Origin of the sequence: Microbacterium sp. KRD172, assembly GCF_017168295.1 — a bacterium.
In the GTDB taxonomy this organism is placed as follows: domain Bacteria; phylum Actinomycetota; class Actinomycetes; order Actinomycetales; family Microbacteriaceae; genus Microbacterium; species Microbacterium profundi.
In genome coordinates this window covers 2,823,222-2,838,472 of sequence record NZ_JABFAS010000002.1, presented here as the reverse complement: position 1 = coordinate 2,838,472, position 15,251 = coordinate 2,823,222, and the positions used below count along the sequence as shown (strand labels likewise).

Genomic DNA, 15,251 nt, shown 5'->3' with positions numbered 1-15,251 from the left:
ATGCAGAATCGTTACTTTGCGCGTCCGACCCGAAAGGGCGCGCCTGCCGCTCCGTGCGGCGTGGTTACCCTAAGGATCACACGTTCGTCATGCTCAAGAACCAGTTGCAGTCCCCTGCCCGTCGGCGCAAAGCCGGCATCAGCCTCGCGATCGGCGTCCTCGTCGCCACCGGAATCGCCGTCGCTGCCCCCGCCGTCGCGGCCATGACCGCGCAGACCTCCGTCGCCGATGCCAAGCCATCCGGCGTCGAGACCGCCGCAGCGGCTGAGGCTGTCGTCGCCGGCCGCTCAGCGCTGACCGACGCCGCTGCGGCGGTCTCCGCAGCACAGAACAGCGGCCTCGACCTCGGCGAGGCGAGCACCGCTGTCGACACCTCCGGCCTGCTCGAGGCCATGGACGACCTGGACGACGTCGATGCGCTCTCCGCGCTGGAGCTGCCCATCGTGCGCGTGAAGGCCAGCGCAGAGATCACTTCCGTCACGACCCAGACGGCCGCGCTGCGCGAGCGTCAGACTGCCGCCCTCGCTGCAGTCGAAGCCGCCAAGCAGGCGGCGGCCGCCGAAGCCGCCGCTGCCGCTCTCGCCAATGCGAACACGCCCGACGCTGCCAAGGCGACGGCGGCAGCCATCGCCGCCGACCAGTACGGCTGGGGCAGCGGCGAGTTCGAATGCCTGAATCTGCTGTGGGAGAAGGAATCGGGCTGGAACTACGAGGCCTACAACCAGGACGGCGGCGCCACCGGCATCCCGCAGTCGCTGCCCGGCGACAAGATGGCCAGTTTCGGTGCGGACTGGGCGACCAACGCGACCACGCAGATCCGCTGGGGCCTGGACTACATCCAGCGCGCCTACGGCAGCCCGTGCTCGGCGTGGGGCCAGTCGCAGTCGGTGAACTGGTACTGACCCTCCCTCCCGACGACGGCTCTCGGCGCATCATCAGGAAACGTCATCCGCCTCTCGTACACTGGTACCTCCAAGGGGAGTACTCCGATACGGACGGTTCGTCATTACGGATGCACGTCGCATCCCGGATCACCGGTTCCTGATCTCAGGAATGGAGAAGACTTTGGCGCTGCATCGCCACGCCACGTCTGGAGATTCTCTTGGAAATCACCCCGCTCATCTGGGTCATCACGATCGCGATCACGATCGCCTTCTTCGTCTATGAGTTCTTCGCGCATGTGCGCACACCGCACGAGCCGACGATCGGCGAGTCCGCCCGCTGGTCGGTGTTCTACATCAGCCTTGCGCTGCTGTTCGGCGTCGGCATCGGCGTCGTCTCCGGCTGGACCTTCGGCGGAGAGTACTTCGCGGGGTACCTGACTGAGAAGGCGCTGTCGATCGACAACCTCTTCGTCTTCCTCATCGTGATGGCCGGCTTCGCCGTGCCGAAGATCTATCAGCAGAAGGTGTTGATGATCGGCATCGTGATCGCGCTGATCCTCCGTGGCATCTTCATCGCCGTGGGCGCCACGCTGATCGAGAATTTCTCATGGATCTTCTACCTGTTCGGCGCGCTGCTCCTTGTGCTCGCTTACCGGCAGGCATTCGGCAACCACGACAGCGACCCGGCGAACGGTCGCTTCATGCGCTTCGTGCGTCGCCACCTTCCTGTCAGCGACGAGTACAACAACGACAAGCTCACCGTCGTCAAGAACGGCAAGCGCTTCGTCACCCCGATGCTCCTCACCATCATCGCGATCGGCTTCATCGACCTGGTGTTCGCGGTCGACTCGATCCCCGCGATCTACGGTCTGACCGATCAGGCATACATCGTCTTCACCGCGAACGCCTTCGCGCTCATGGGACTGCGCCAGTTGTACTTCCTCATCGGCGGGCTTCTCGAACGCCTGGTCTACCTCGCGCAGGGGCTCGCGGTCATCCTCGCCTTCATCGGGGTCAAGCTCGTGTTCCACGCCCTGTACGTCAATGAGCTTCCGTTCATCAACGGAGGCGAGGCGGTGTTGTGGGCCCCAGAGATCCCGATCTGGTTCTCATTGCTCTTCATCGCTGCGACCGTCGCCGTGGCGACCATCGCGAGTCTCTTGAAGACACGTCGTTCACCCGCATCAGTTTCTCGGTCGTCCGAAACCATCACCCAAAAGGAGCACTATTGAGCGCGCCGCAACGCTGTTCTGAGTCTTCGGATCCTGACAGTACGAGCGCCCGGTTCACTCCGGGCGCGCACCCCATGGCAGAGAAGAATGCTCACTGATGGCAGACCTGCTCTGGAACATCGCTCTAGTCTTCACGTTCGTCCTGATCGGTGGGGCATTCGCTGCCACCGAGATGGCGCTCGTCACTCTGCGCGAGAGTCAGATCAACGCGATCGGACAGCGTGGTCGCCGTGGCGCGAAGGTGGCGGCGCTGGCTCGCAACCCGAACACCTTCCTCTCTGCAGTGCAGATCGGCGTCACCGTGGCCGGCTTCGCCTCGGCCGCGTATGGAGCGACGTCGATCGCGCCGTCCCTGGTGCCCCTGCTCGAATCGTGGGGGCTGGCTCCGCCTCTCGCCCTCACGATCGCGACGCTTGTTCTCACTTTGATCATCGCGTACCTCTCCCTCGTGCTGGGTGAACTGGTACCGAAGCGGCTCGCCATCCAGCGAAACGCCCAGTTCGCGTACGCGGTCGCCCCGGCGCTGGATGGCTTCGCGACCGTGATGCGGCCGGTGATCTGGCTTCTGTCGGTCTCGACCAACGCGATCGTGCGTCTCCTGGGCGGAGATCCGCACAAGACGTCTGATGAGCTGACCGACGAGGAGGTCCGCGACATCGTCGCCACGCATCAGGGCCTCCCTGATGACGAGCGGCGCATCCTCGATGACGTGCTCTCCCTCCGCGGGCGCCAGATCAGCGAGGTCATGCGCCCTCGCCCGGAGGTGATCGCGCTCGACAAGACGGCGAGCATCGCCGAGGTGATGACCCAGATACGAGAGCTCCCGTTCTCCCGCTACCCCATCTCGGACCGGTCCATTGACGACATCACCGGGTTCGTCCATGTCCGCGATCTGTTCGAAGCGGTTGCCGACGATCCAGGGCGTCCGCTCGCTGCTCTCATCCGCGAGATCCCCTACATCCCATCGACAGCGCGGGTCCTGCCTACACTGTCGCGAATGCGTGCAGATGGACACCAGATCGCCGTCGTCGTCGACGAGTACGGCGGGACGGACGGGCTTGTCACGCTGGAGGATCTGGTCGAAGAAGTCGTCGGCGAGATATTCGACGAGTACGACACGGCAGTGCTGGATGCTCCGGGCGGTGGTATCGACGGACGCCTGAACCTGCAGGACTTCGAAGAGGCGACGGGCCTCGAATTGCCGCGAGGTTCGTCGGACACTATCGCCGGGTTCGTGACCGAACGTCTGGGCCGCCTTGCCCTCGTGGGAGATGCCGTCGACGTGCCTGGAGCGACGATCCAGGTAGCCGAGCTCGATCGTCGGCGCATCGCCAGGGTGCGCGTCACGCTGCGCGCCACCGACGATCCGGACCCGTCAGCCGCGCAGTCGTCGAACGCATGACCGGCGAGTTCGGGTCGCCGCAGCACCTCCACCGCGGCGATGAACTGATCGATGTCGACGTGCAGCACCCATGCAGCCATGACACGAGTCTGGCGCGCGGGGCGCGGGACGTCACCCGCCGTCCGGAAGTCACCCCTGTCGCAGCCGGCGCCGTTGGTATATACCTGGAGCATGTCGCTCAGTGCGCTCTATACGAAATCCCTCGAAGACACGCCAGACAAGACCGCACTGATCTTCAGGGACGCGGTGACGTCGTATCGAACGCTCGCCGACGGTGTCGACCGCTCAGCGCGTCGGCTCCTGGCGGTCGGCGTCACGCACGGCGATCGCGTCGCGATCTTCATGCGCAATCGTTCGGAATTCATCGAACTTTATCTCGCGTGCTTCCGCATCGGCGCGGTCGCCGTGCCTCTCAACCATCGCTTTCAGGCCGACGAGGTCGCGTTCGCATGCAATCACTGCGGAGCGAAGCTGCTGCTCACGGATGGACCGCTCTACTCGCGCGTCCAGGATGTGAAGGCGGAGATCCCGACGCTCGAGTCGATCTACCTCTACGGCGACGTGCCGGCGGATGCGGGGAACACCTGGGATCAGGTGGACGGTGACGCCTCGAGCGGATCGGAGTGGCCGCCGATCGATGATGACGATCCGGCCATGATCCTCTACACGTCCGGAAGCACTGGCAAGCCCAAGGGCGTCGTGCACACCCATCGCTCGATCCTCGACACGGCCGCCGGACGCGCAGCGACGCAGCAGCTCACTGCAGACGACGTCTCGCTCGCCGCGACCGCGATCTGCCACGGCGGCGGATCGATCGGCGTGACCTTCCCGACGTTGTACGCCGGGGGCAGCGTGGTCATCCTGGAAGAGAGCGAACCCGATCTCTTCCTCGAAGCCGTGACGCGGCATAGGCCGACGCGCACTCTGCTCCTGCCTGCGCAGCTGCTCGACGCGGTCGCTTCTCCTCGGGCAGAGGGCGTCGACTTCGCAAGCCTGCGCGAGGTGCAGTGCGGCGGCGATCAGATCTCGCCCGACTTGTACGCGCAGTTCGCCAAGATCGAGGACCTCGAGTTGAATCAGGCGTACGGCATGACCGAGTGCGAGGGATGCTGCATGAATCCGCCGTTCGGAATCATCAAGCGTGGTTCCATCGGCCAGGCCCGTCAGGGCATCGAGATCCGGTTGGTGCACGATGGGCGAGAGGTCCCAGACGGCGAAGTCGGCGAGTTCCTGATCCGCAGCACGTCCGTCATGGCCGGGTACTGGGACGATCCCGAGAACACTCAGGCTGTGTTCGTCGACGGTTGGCTCCGCACCGGCGACCTCGGGCGGCGCGACGAGGACGGCTATTACTACTTCGAGGGACGCATCAAGGAAGTCATCATCAAGGGCGGTTCGAACATCTCACCCGGTGAAGTCGAGGACGTGCTGAACGCGCACCCGGATGTCGAGCTGAGCGGTGTGGTGGGAACGCCCGACCCGCGGCTCGGCGCGCTCGTGCACGCTTTCGTGCAGCCGACTCCGGCGGCGCCTGCTCCCTCAGAGCATGAGCTCGTCGCCTACGCATCCGAACGACTCGCGGCCTACAAGGTTCCCGATCGGTGGACCTTCGTCAGCGATCTGCCGCGCAACGACGTAGGCAAGATCGACCGGAAGGCCCTGCATGCTCGCGCAGCCGAACTGGACGCGCCCGCATCAAGCTGACTCGCGCAGAGCCTGCGCTGACGACCGGTTCAGCGGAGCCAGAGCGCAATGGCATGAATCGTCGGTAGGTCAATACGACGATCGTGATTATCGCGACGCCCCACACAGAGTCTTTCAAATAACAGAATTTTCGCGAGTCTTCACAAGCTCAATGGCGGGAAGAGGCACATTTCTTGGCGCAGAGTGGTTCCTGACAGCCCACACCGCAAAGGAATCGAAATGACTGCGTACCAAGACGACATCGACGCCATCCGCACTCTCACCGACGAGAACGGCTCCAGCTGGAACGCCATCAACCCCGAGTCCGTCGCCCGCATGCGGGCGCAGAACAGGTTCAGGACCGGGCTCGAGATCGCCCAGTACACGGCCGACATCATGCGCCGCGACATGGGCGAGTACGACGCCGACTCTTCGCTCTACACGCAGTCGCTCGGCGTCTGGCACGGCTTCATCGGCCAGCAGAAGCTCATCTCGATCAAGAAGCACCTGAAGACCACGAACAAGCGCTACCTCTACCTGTCCGGGTGGATGGTCGCGGCCCTCCGTTCCGAGTTCGGGCCCCTTCCCGATCAGTCGATGCACGAGAAGACCTCCGTGCCCGCGCTCATCGAGGAGCTGTACACCTTCCTCCGCCAGGCCGACGCCCGCGAGCTCGACCTGCTGTTCACCGAGCTCGACGACGCCCGCGCGGCAGGCGACGAGACGACGGAGGAGTTCATCCAGTCGCAGATCGACAACTACGAGACCCACGTCGTGCCGATCATCGCCGACATCGACGCCGGCTTCGGCAATCCGGAGGCGACCTACCTTCTCGCCAAGAAGATGATCGAGGCGGGTGCCTGCGCCATCCAGATCGAGAACCAGGTCTCCGACGAGAAGCAGTGCGGTCACCAGGACGGCAAGGTCACGGTGCCGCACGAGGACTTCATCGCGAAGCTCACCGCCGTGCGCTACGCCTTCCTCGAGCTCGGGATCGACAACGGCGTGATCGTGGCGCGCACCGACTCGCTCGGCGCGGGTCTCACGCAGAAGCTCGCGGTTTCGCAGGCCCCCGGAGACCTCGGCGACCAGTACAACTCGTTCCTCGACGTCGAAGAGATCTCCGCGGCCGAGCTGGGCGACGGTGATGTCGTCATCAAGCGCGACGGCAAGCTGCTGCGCCCGAAGCGCCTCGCGAGCAACCTGTACCAGTTCCGGGCTGGAACCGGAGAGGAGCGCTGCGTGCTCGACAGCATCACGTCGCTGCAGAACGGGGCCGACCTGCTGTGGATCGAGACCGAGAAGCCGCACGTCGCCCAGATCGCGGGCATGATGAACGAGGTGCGCAAGGTCATCCCGAACGCGAAGCTCGTCTACAACAACAGCCCTTCCTTCAACTGGACGCTCAACTTCCGCCAGCAGGCGTACGACCGGTTCGCCGCCGAGGGCAAGGACGTCTCGACATACGATCGCGCCGCACTCATGAGTGTCGAGTACGACGGCACCGAGCTCGGGCGACTGGCCGATGAGATGATCCGCGACTTCCAGCGCGATGGTTCCGCGCAGGCTGGGATCTTCCACCACCTCATCACGCTCCCGACGTACCACACGGCTGCGCTGTCGACGGATGACCTGGCCAAGGGCTACTTCGGCGACGAGGGCATGCTCGCCTACGTGCAGGGCGTGCAGCGCCGTGAGATCCGTGAGGGCATCGCCACCGTCAAGCACCAGAACATGGCCGGAAGCGACATCGGAGACAACCACAAGGAGTACTTCGCCGGCGATGCCGCTCTGAAGGCCGGCGGCAAGGACAACACCATGAACCAGTTCAGCTGACCGTTCGGTCACGAACTCTCATGACCTGAGAGACGAGCCGCGCGTGGGTGACGGTCCATCAGAGGATGGCGCTGTCGCCCACGCGCGGCTACGCTTCTGGCGCATGACGCGCCAGTTGTGCAGCGCCAGGACGACCACCGATACAACCGGGCCCACAAGCAGGACGATCATCGTCCACGGCCATCCACCTGTGCTGACCAGCACCGCTCCCAAAACGATCAGACCTGCACCTGCGGCGCGCATCGCCACCGATCCGCGGGGAACCACCTTTGGGTTACGGCCGAAGGGGATCGTCGCATTCAGGTTCGCTCGGAGTGTGCTTCCGAGAGCAGTGTGGAAAAGCACGATTCCGATGGCAGCAGCGACGATACCGGCGACGAACATGGCCTCGACGGTACCAGCCGAGCTTGAAGCGCTGATGAGCAGCCATCGGCAGTGCTCTTTCCCCTGCCCACAGATTCGATTAGAATATGGCTCTGAGAACATTTTTTGGAAGGCGGCGAGATGACCAATGCATCGGTGCTCGTGCACGCTGCACGAAAGAGCCGTGGCCTCACTCAGCGCGATCTAGCCCAACGAACCAACGTCGATCAGGGGCGGGTCTCTCGGTTTGAAGGTGGTCGCGAGGCTGAGTTCAGCACCATCGAACGATTCCTCAGCGGCGCCGGCCATCGCCTCTACTCCGCGCCCACGAGGCGGGATGACGCGGCGACCATCGCGGCGGCGATCCGCAGATACCTGCGTGCAGGCGACAAGTACAGCGCTCTTCGTGAGCTCATCCAACTGAGCGACAACCTCGCCTCCGAGCATGGCCTTGTACGAGGAGTCCTCGGCCTCGCGGAGCCGGCGCCGACGGGTGACCGCGTCTGGGATGCTGCCCTTGCTGCACTCGTGGATCTTCGCCTCAGCGAAGAAGGACTGCCTTCTCCCGCATGGGTCGACGCCCCGAACAGGCGACTCCGGGCGCCTCGCACTCTCGACGTAGATCCTGCCGATCCGATCCCGGAGCCAGCAGATGTACCGGGAGAGTTCCTCAAGCGTGGCGTCTTAGTCTGGCGAGACACGCTGGCGAGTGTCTGATGGCAGATGCGCTCGATCGCGACGACATCATCACCGGCCTTCGCGAACTGGTGGGTGAACTTCATGCGGCTGGCGAAGTCGCGGGCATACGCCTCGTCGGCGGCGCTGCACTTGCGATCAGATACTTCGACCGGCGTACCACCGGGGACCTCGACTCACTGCACGTCCAGCCCGGAAGTGATGAGGCTGTCCTCGCCGCGGCCTCGCGCGTGGGAGATCGACGAGGGTGGAGCGCGGGCTGGTTCAACTTCGCAGTGGAGCATGCTGATTCTGTCCCAACGCTCGGGCGGCGAGCCGTCGAGTGGGAGACGATGTATGACCACGACGGCGTAGTCGTCCAGGTTGCCTCGAAGGACGCGCTTCTCGCCATGAAGCTCCGCGCCAATCGGCCAGGACGCGACGTGAACGACATTCGCCAGTTGCTCGCTCTCTGCGGCGTCACCACGCTGGAGGACGCTGAGTCGCACTACGAGGACTTCTATCCGGGCGACGGCCTCACCGATCGTGCGATTGGCATGGTCCAGCGAATCCTCGACGGCGGGCTTCCAGCGAAAGTTCCCTCACCCGGGCCCATTGATCTCTAACGCCACGGCGAACTGGCCCCGGACGTTCGTACGGGCGTCGAATCAGTTCCAGGGATCGTCACGAACCCGATCGCCCGCCAGTGCTCGAGCAGACCACCATGCTTGATCTGATCGTCGGCGAATTCACCGTCTCGGACATGGCGACGCTCGAGTTTGAGCCGCTCCCGCTTACAGAGATTCGCGGGTGGCGGTGAATCTCGCCGCCATCGCCGTCTGCTGACCCGCGACGCGGACTCGAGTCCGCGTGCCCGTGCATCTGCCGCCGAGAGTGTCGCTCGTGCCTGTGGTGTCTATGACCGCCGATACGCTGAGCCAATGAGACTTACCTCGATCGCCGCTTTAGGCATCATCTCCGTAGCCATGCTTGCCGGATGCGCCGCGACCACGCCTAGCCAACCCGTGAAAGCTGAACCGGCCACCACTTCGTCTCCGTTGCCGACGCCAACAATCGATCCGGGCCCAGTTACCCTCACCACCGATGAGGCCAGCGACAGGTATCTCGGGATCGTCTGCCAGCGCAACGGTGTAATCGCGCAGATGAATGAGGCGTTCAGCGTGCAGGAGGAGACCTATCTCAATAGCGGCGAAGCAGATGCCTCCGCCGTGAAAGTGGCCGCCATCGAAGTCTTGCGGGTGAACTCCATGCAGATCGCGCTGTTCGATGACCCGTACTACACCTGGCCAGAAGGTCTCATCGTCCATCTGAAGAACATCCGCGACGCGAGCATGACGCAGTCAAGCATGTTCGACTCGATCGCGAACGCGTCCAGCTATGAAGCCGCCTACTATATGACGGCTCCCGAGACACCAGAAGCAACGACCTCGGCCCAGGAGATCAGGTACCAACTCCAGCTCTCCCCCGACACGACCGCAAGCTGCCAAGGATACGAGACAGCCACCGACACACTCCACGCGGAAATGCTGGAACGCACCGAGTACCTGGCAACGTTCGCCGAGGAAGACTAGCGGCCGTATCGCTACCGCTGCATAGCGATGGGCTGCGGGCGGTCCTTGCCCCGAAGAAGGCTGCATGCTCTTGGCGAGGGCGGAGTCTTCATCTGCCGCCGGTGCGGGTGGTGGGTTGCGCTGCGTCTGCGCCGCGACCATCCGATCCGTCACGGTAACCAATAGGTCAGTGCTCCCTGTATAGTCGGTTTGTGCTGACTATTGCTTCTCGTCTTGATGTGATGAACCGTTTGGGGCGGGCGATGGCTGATCCGTCGCGGTCCAGAATTCTGCTCGCGCTTTTGGATGAGCCAGGGTATCCCGCGGAGCTCTCCCGCGATCTCGACCTCACACGCTCGAACGTCTCCAACCACCTGACGTGTCTTCGCGGCTGTGGTCTGGTCGTCGCAACGCCGGAGGGGCGTCGTACGCGCTATGAGATCGCTGATCCGCACCTGGCGGCGGGTTTGCGGCACATGCTGGATGCCGTTGTCGCCATTGATGAGGGCGCGCCATGCGTGGACGAGAAGTGCGAGTGCTGCGCATGAGTGAAGAGTGCTGCGGCCCCGACGAGCCCCGCAAGGCACGCACCATTCAGCGGGTCGAGCTGAAGCGCCCTCACGCGGCGGGAGACTCGTGCTGTGCACCCGACACCGCCAGAGAGTGTGAAGCACTTGCACCTCATGACGACGGGGACGCGTGCTGCGGCCCGGCGTTGCCATCTCGAAACAGTGTGGGCGGAGAAGAGAGCGAGCTGCGGCCCGCTTGGTGGCGTGACGTCGCTCTGCTGCCGTCAACCTTGTCTGGACTGTTCCTCGTCGCCGGGTACGCGTTCGAGTGGGCGGGCGTGGGGATCCCCGCGCTGGTGTTGCAGTGGGCTGCGCTTCTTGCCGGCGCCTACACATTCGTTCCGGGTGCCATCCGCCGCGTCATCCGCGGCGGGCTCGGCGTCGGACTGCTGATGACCATCGCAGCGATCGGCGCGGTCCTGCTCGGGCATGTCGGAGAAGCCGCAACATTGGCGTTCTTGTTCTCCTTGGCCGAGGCGCTGGAGGACCGGGCGATGGATCGGGCGAAGGAAGGACTGCGCTCCCTGTTGTCGCTGATCCCCGACGCCGTTCGTGTTTCACGCCTCGCTGGCGACACGACGATCCCCGCAGCGGACGTCCGGGAACTCGACATCCTGATCGTCGGTGCGGGGGAGCGCGTCGCCACCGACGGTGTCATCGTGGACGGACGCTCGAGCCTCGATACGTCAGCGATCACGGGCGAGTCGATTCCCGTGGACGTGCAACCCGGCGACGTGGTCGCGGCAGGTTCGGTGAACGGATCGTCGACGCTGCGGATCGAGGCGACCGCGGATGGACGCGACAACTCGCTGACGCAGATCGTCTCGCTCGTGGAGCAGGCCCACGCCCGCAAGGGCGACCGGGCGCGCCTCGCCGACCGGATCGCCCGTCCTCTCGTGCCCGTGGTCCTGATCGCTGCGGCTCTCGTCGTCGTGTTCGGTTTCGTCGTTGGGGATCCGTCGACATGGATCGAGCGCGCGCTCGTCGTGCTGGTCGCCGCGTCTCCCTGCGCACTGGCGATCGCGGTGCCGGTCACGGTGATCAGTGCCATCGGCTCGGCATCGAAGTTCGGTGTCGTGATCAAATCCGGTGAGGCGTTCGAGCAGCTCGGCACCATCCGGGCCGTCGCGCTGGACAAGACCGGCACCCTCACCCGCAACGAACCCGCCGTGGTCGACGTGCTTCCTGCGGTCGGTATCTCCCGCGAAGACCTGTTGTCATGGGCGGGCGCGGTCGAGAAGACGAGCAGTCACCCCCTGGCCGCCGCGCTCACGGCGGCTGCGCCACGAAGCCTTCCGGCCACGGATGTGATCGAAGCGGCCGGTCATGGAATCACCGGCCGTGTCGAGGGGAGGGTGGTGAGGGTCGGGAACGTGCGCTGGCTTACCCCGGGCGCACTCAGCGCCGCAGCCGACGAGATGGCCGAAGCGGGCATGACCGTTGTCGTCGTCGAAACCGATGGAATGATCGCGGGACTGATCGGCATCCGCGACGAGCTGCGCCCCGAATCCGCCGAAACCGTGCGGCTGCTCCAGGATGCCGGTATCGATGTCACCATGCTCACCGGCGACAACGAACGCACCGCCCGCGCCATCGCAACCCAAGCCGGCATCACGGATGTGCGCGCGGAACAGCTCCCCGCAGACAAGGCCTCCGTCATCGAGGCACTTGCCGCGACCCGTCCCACAGCCATGGTCGGTGACGGCATCAACGACGCCCCGGCCCTGGCAACCGCGACCGTGGGAATCGCTATGGGACTGAAGGGATCAGCCGCCGCCATCGAGTCCGCCGACGTCGCCTTCACCGGAAACGATCTGCGACTGATCCCTGGTGCCCTCGCCCACGCCCGTCGCGGACGCCGAATCATGACCGCGAACATCTTGCTCGCCCTCGCGATCATCGTCGTACTCTTCCCGCTCGCCCTCTTCGGCGTACTCGGACTCGCCGGAGTCGTCCTCGTACACGAGATCGCAGAAGTGTTCGTGATCCTCAACGGTGTGCGTGCCGCGCGGCGCCCAGCCCCTCTGCGCGCCCTTGCCGCGACGCCCGAACCCGCCCGCGTCTGAACCATCCCACCTCGGCGACACGCACGCCACCGATCAGGAGCCTTCCATGAAGGCTCCTGTCAAAGTCACTCTCATCACCGGTGGCGTCCTCATCGTCCTCCCGATCGTGGCGCTCATCGTCGTCATGATGACCCGCCCCGATTCTCCCGAGCGCTGAGGGAGCACTGCCCGGCACCCGCGCGGACTCGCATATCCTCGACGCCGCCCTGGCAGCCGAGGCCGACTTCAACGACGGACAGTACCTCGGCATCAGCGGCACACCGACCTTCTTCCTCAACGGCGAAAAGCTCGAGCTCACCCAGCTCAGCGATCTGACCGACGCTCCTGTTCGGGCGACAGGCCGCTAAAGAAGAAGGCCGATCCTCTCGGCTCTCGCCGAACATGGCGCATAGTGGTTTTGGAAAGCGGGAGTCCACGTATCGGGAGGCAGGGTTCCGGCGACCGGAAAGCGCTGCGGAGGGGCAGGCTCACCGGCCGCCGATGCACTACTCCCAGTAGTCCTTCGCTTGGCGGGCTTGCTCGCTGAGCTCGCGCCGCATGTCGACATCGCCGAGGGTGATCTTCTTGGCGTGGTTGACGAGCCGGTTCACGATCGAGTCCGCGGCGACTTTGTCGGGCAGCACGTCCACCCAGTAGTCCGGCCCCGATTGGGACGCGATCACAGTCGCTGCCCGGTGCTCCCGGTTCGCGAGAATCGTGAACAGGTCAGCGGCCGCGTCGGGGTCGATGCCGACGGTCATGAAGTCATCGATAAGGAGCAGGCTGACCGCTGAGTACTCGTTCAGCATGGCTTGGTGTTTGATGCTGTCCCCGCGGGCGATGACGAGCGCCCTGGCGAGGTCGTCCATTCGCGTGTAGGCGACCGTGTGCCCGTTCTGGCAGGCGGCGATGCCGAGCGCGCAGATGAGGTAGGTCTTCCCGCCGCCGGAGGGGGAGGTGACGATCACGTTGAGCGTTTCGGTGCCCCAGTCGTGGGCGGCGTAGCGTTGCATTCTGACTTTCGTGATGCCGCGCCCTTCTCGGTAGTCGATCTCCGCGACCGATGCTGCGGGCAGGGGGAACCCGGCCTTCTTGATCAGCCCACTGATCCGGTGCTCGCGTCTGAGTTCGAGCGCGTCAGCCGTGGCGGTGAGGAACAGCTGCTCCGGGGTGAAACCATCGTTGGCCTCATCAGCGATGAGGTCTTCGAACCGGGCTGCGAGATGGGTGACGCGCAGCTCGCGGAACTTGTCGTAGTCGTCTGTGGTGAACACTCATCGCCCCCGCTCTTGCTCGAGGCGGCGGTAGTAGTCAGCGCCGCGGACATACGCGCCCGACGGCGGCTCGGCAGGCGTCTCGCCGTCCTCGGTGGCTTCGAACCTCGGTTTCCGGCTCGACGCGGCAGGCCTGATCGTGGTGGGCTTCTTCTGATCGGAGTCGATCCCCGCCATCAGCCGCTTCAACCCGGTGTATGAGGGGGCCGACCCAGCATTCACGAGCTGTTGGCAGGCCGCCTCGAGGCGCTGCTTATTCCGTTTGCCGAGGGTCTCGAGAATGTTCTGGCAGTCCAGGAAACCCTGCGCCTCCACCTGACGGCGGTCGATGAGCTGTTCGATCACTTGGACTGTCGCCGGGCCGAACGCCTGCGCCCGCTGGAGGAACCATTGCCGCGACCAGAGCCCGTCGACATTCCGGTATTGGACCGGCAGGTGCGCGGCCTCGGTCGAATACTGGCCCTTCCTGCCGGTGAGGCGGCCGTGTTCGCACACGATCTCCTGCCCGTCGAACACCGTGACCCGGCTGCCAGTGAGTCGGACTCGCAGGAGCCTGCCCGCGTGCTCGTGAGGAACCGAGTAGTGCTGGTAGTCGCAGGTGACATGCGAGTTGCGGGCGACCTTCGCCTCCTTCCACTCGACCTCGGTGAACCCATCGGCAGGCAACGGGCCCAACAGCATCGCTTCTTCCTCGGTGAACCTCTCCCACCGGGTCGTCCCGTCCACGCGGCGGATGCCGTGGTTGACCTCGTGCACCCGCTCTGCGATGGCCTCGTTCAGATCATCGAGCGTGGTCCACACGTCCTCGGAGAGATACCCGATCACGCGCTTGTTGACCACGTTCACCCCGGATTCCACCGCAGCCTTCTGCTTCGGGGACCGAACCTTGGTCGGCAGCACCGAAGCGCGGTAATGGTCAGCAAGCTGCTGATACCGGTCGGTCACCCACCGCGACGCATCCCCTCGCTCGCGTCGCCTGGTCGCGGTCAAAGCGTTATCCGGGATTAACAGCTGCGGCACCCCACCATAGAACTCGAACGCCCCCACGTGGCCGGCGATCCAGGACGGCATCCGCATGTCGGTGAATGCCCGACACCACAAGCACCCCGAGTACGGCAGCACCGTCACAAACAAGTACGCCTTCGTCACCTCGCCGGTGACGGCGTCGACAAGGTCGATCGTGTCGCCCGCCCAATCGATGAACATCGTCTTGCCCGGCTCGTGTTTCAGCACCGCAGTCAGATCATGCTTCTGCACGTACTCGCTGAACAGGGCGCAGTACTGCGAGTACCCATACTTGCGAAGCTCCGACGATCTCCCCGTGTAGGTGCGCCACCCCTGCAGCAGCGTGTAATGCCGGTTCTTCTTGAACGACGCCACGACCTTCCCAAGATCGGGCTCGAGGTACTCCGAACGCACCCGTGAGCGCCCATCAGGGAACATCTCGGCGAGGTCCGCATCGGTCAACTGAGCCAAGCCGTCGACGGTGATGCTCCTGCCGACGAGTTGCTTCTTCGCCGCCGCAACGCTCTTCTGCGAGCAGCCGGCCATCGCCTCGATCTCTCGATAGCTGCGCCGCTCTAACAGCAGGCTCATGATCTTCCGGTAGTCCGTGGCCAACACGACCACCCCTCTCGTAACTGAATCGGTCGCCGCAGCAGTCGCTACGGCGACCATCAGCAGATCACAGCACGAGACCGCAGCGCTTTCCGGTCGC

12 protein-coding genes are annotated in these 15,251 nt (G+C 64.6%); 10 read left to right on the top strand and 2 right to left on the bottom strand.

Annotated features, from left to right (window positions below):
* Positions 1-89 precede the first annotated feature (89 nt).
* The 10 genes from J1M43_RS14010 (at position 90) to J1M43_RS13965 (ending at position 12,281) form a co-directional block, all read left to right on the top strand.
* Positions 90-902 carry a hypothetical protein gene (locus J1M43_RS14010; RefSeq protein ID WP_033105154.1) on the top strand — a complete coding sequence of 271 codons (813 nt, stop codon included), beginning with the start codon at positions 90-92 and terminating at the stop codon, positions 900-902.
* 200 nt (positions 903-1,102) lie between these two features.
* Positions 1,103-2,116: a TerC family protein gene (locus J1M43_RS14005; protein ID WP_206477069.1), complete on the top strand. Its 1,014-nt coding sequence runs from the start codon at positions 1,103-1,105 to the stop codon at positions 2,114-2,116.
* 97 nt (positions 2,117-2,213) lie between these two features.
* Entirely contained in the window at positions 2,214-3,518 is a 1,305-nt protein-coding gene (locus tag J1M43_RS14000; RefSeq protein ID WP_033105156.1) for a hemolysin family protein, read from the top strand.
* A 171-nt stretch (positions 3,519-3,689) separates the two neighbouring features.
* Positions 3,690-5,222 (top strand): class I adenylate-forming enzyme family protein, encoded by a 1,533-nt coding sequence (locus J1M43_RS13995; protein ID WP_206477068.1) that lies wholly within the window; start codon positions 3,690-3,692, stop codon positions 5,220-5,222.
* 219 nt (positions 5,223-5,441) lie between these two features.
* Entirely contained in the window at positions 5,442-7,037 is a 1,596-nt protein-coding gene (locus J1M43_RS13990) for an isocitrate lyase (protein ID WP_206477067.1), read from the top strand.
* Between the two features lie 504 nt (positions 7,038-7,541).
* The gene (locus J1M43_RS13985; RefSeq protein ID WP_206477066.1) at positions 7,542-8,117 is read left to right on the top strand and encodes a helix-turn-helix transcriptional regulator; all 576 of its coding nucleotides are present in this window, start codon (positions 7,542-7,544) and stop codon (positions 8,115-8,117) included.
* On the top strand, positions 8,117-8,701 hold the full coding sequence (locus J1M43_RS13980; protein ID WP_206477065.1) for a hypothetical protein: 585 nt from the start codon (positions 8,117-8,119) through the stop codon (positions 8,699-8,701). Before J1M43_RS13985 ends, J1M43_RS13980 begins: the two co-directional genes overlap by 1 nt.
* A 315-nt stretch (positions 8,702-9,016) precedes the next feature.
* A complete protein-coding gene (locus tag J1M43_RS13975; RefSeq protein ID WP_206477064.1) occupies positions 9,017-9,667 on the top strand; it encodes a hypothetical protein in 651 nt (216 codons plus the stop codon).
* A gap of 191 nt (positions 9,668-9,858) precedes the next feature.
* The gene (locus J1M43_RS13970) at positions 9,859-10,194 is read left to right on the top strand and encodes a helix-turn-helix transcriptional regulator (RefSeq protein WP_206477063.1); all 336 of its coding nucleotides are present in this window, start codon (positions 9,859-9,861) and stop codon (positions 10,192-10,194) included.
* A complete protein-coding gene (locus tag J1M43_RS13965) occupies positions 10,191-12,281 on the top strand; it encodes a heavy metal translocating P-type ATPase (protein ID WP_374058532.1) in 2,091 nt (696 codons plus the stop codon). Before J1M43_RS13970 ends, J1M43_RS13965 begins: the two co-directional genes overlap by 4 nt.
* Before the next feature lie 485 nt (positions 12,282-12,766).
* Here J1M43_RS13965 and J1M43_RS13960 read toward each other — a convergent pair whose 3' ends face one another.
* Complete coding sequence (locus J1M43_RS13960) at positions 12,767-13,534, bottom strand: ATP-binding protein (protein ID WP_206477062.1); 768 nt, start codon at positions 13,532-13,534, stop codon at positions 12,767-12,769.
* On the bottom strand, positions 13,535-15,130 hold the full coding sequence (gene istA / locus J1M43_RS13955) for an IS21 family transposase (protein WP_241245241.1): 1,596 nt from the start codon (positions 15,128-15,130) through the stop codon (positions 13,535-13,537).
* Between the last annotated feature and the right edge of the window lie 121 nt (positions 15,131-15,251).

Coding starts and splice junctions, on each gene's coding strand:
- J1M43_RS14000 (WP_033105156.1), top strand. CDS start 2,214: ATGGCAGACCTGCTCTGGAACATCGCTCTAGTCTTCACGTTCGTCCTG.
- istA (WP_241245241.1), bottom strand. CDS start 15,130: ATGAGCCTGCTGTTAGAGCGGCGCAGCTATCGAGAGATCGAGGCGATG.
- J1M43_RS13980 (WP_206477065.1), top strand. CDS start 8,117: ATGGCAGATGCGCTCGATCGCGACGACATCATCACCGGCCTTCGCGAA.
- J1M43_RS13985 (WP_206477066.1), top strand. CDS start 7,542: ATGACCAATGCATCGGTGCTCGTGCACGCTGCACGAAAGAGCCGTGGC.
- J1M43_RS14010 (WP_033105154.1), top strand. CDS start 90: ATGCTCAAGAACCAGTTGCAGTCCCCTGCCCGTCGGCGCAAAGCCGGC.
- J1M43_RS13995 (WP_206477068.1), top strand. CDS start 3,690: ATGTCGCTCAGTGCGCTCTATACGAAATCCCTCGAAGACACGCCAGAC.
- J1M43_RS13965 (WP_374058532.1), top strand. CDS start 10,191: ATGAGTGAAGAGTGCTGCGGCCCCGACGAGCCCCGCAAGGCACGCACC.
- J1M43_RS13975 (WP_206477064.1), top strand. CDS start 9,017: ATGAGACTTACCTCGATCGCCGCTTTAGGCATCATCTCCGTAGCCATG.
- J1M43_RS13990 (WP_206477067.1), top strand. CDS start 5,442: ATGACTGCGTACCAAGACGACATCGACGCCATCCGCACTCTCACCGAC.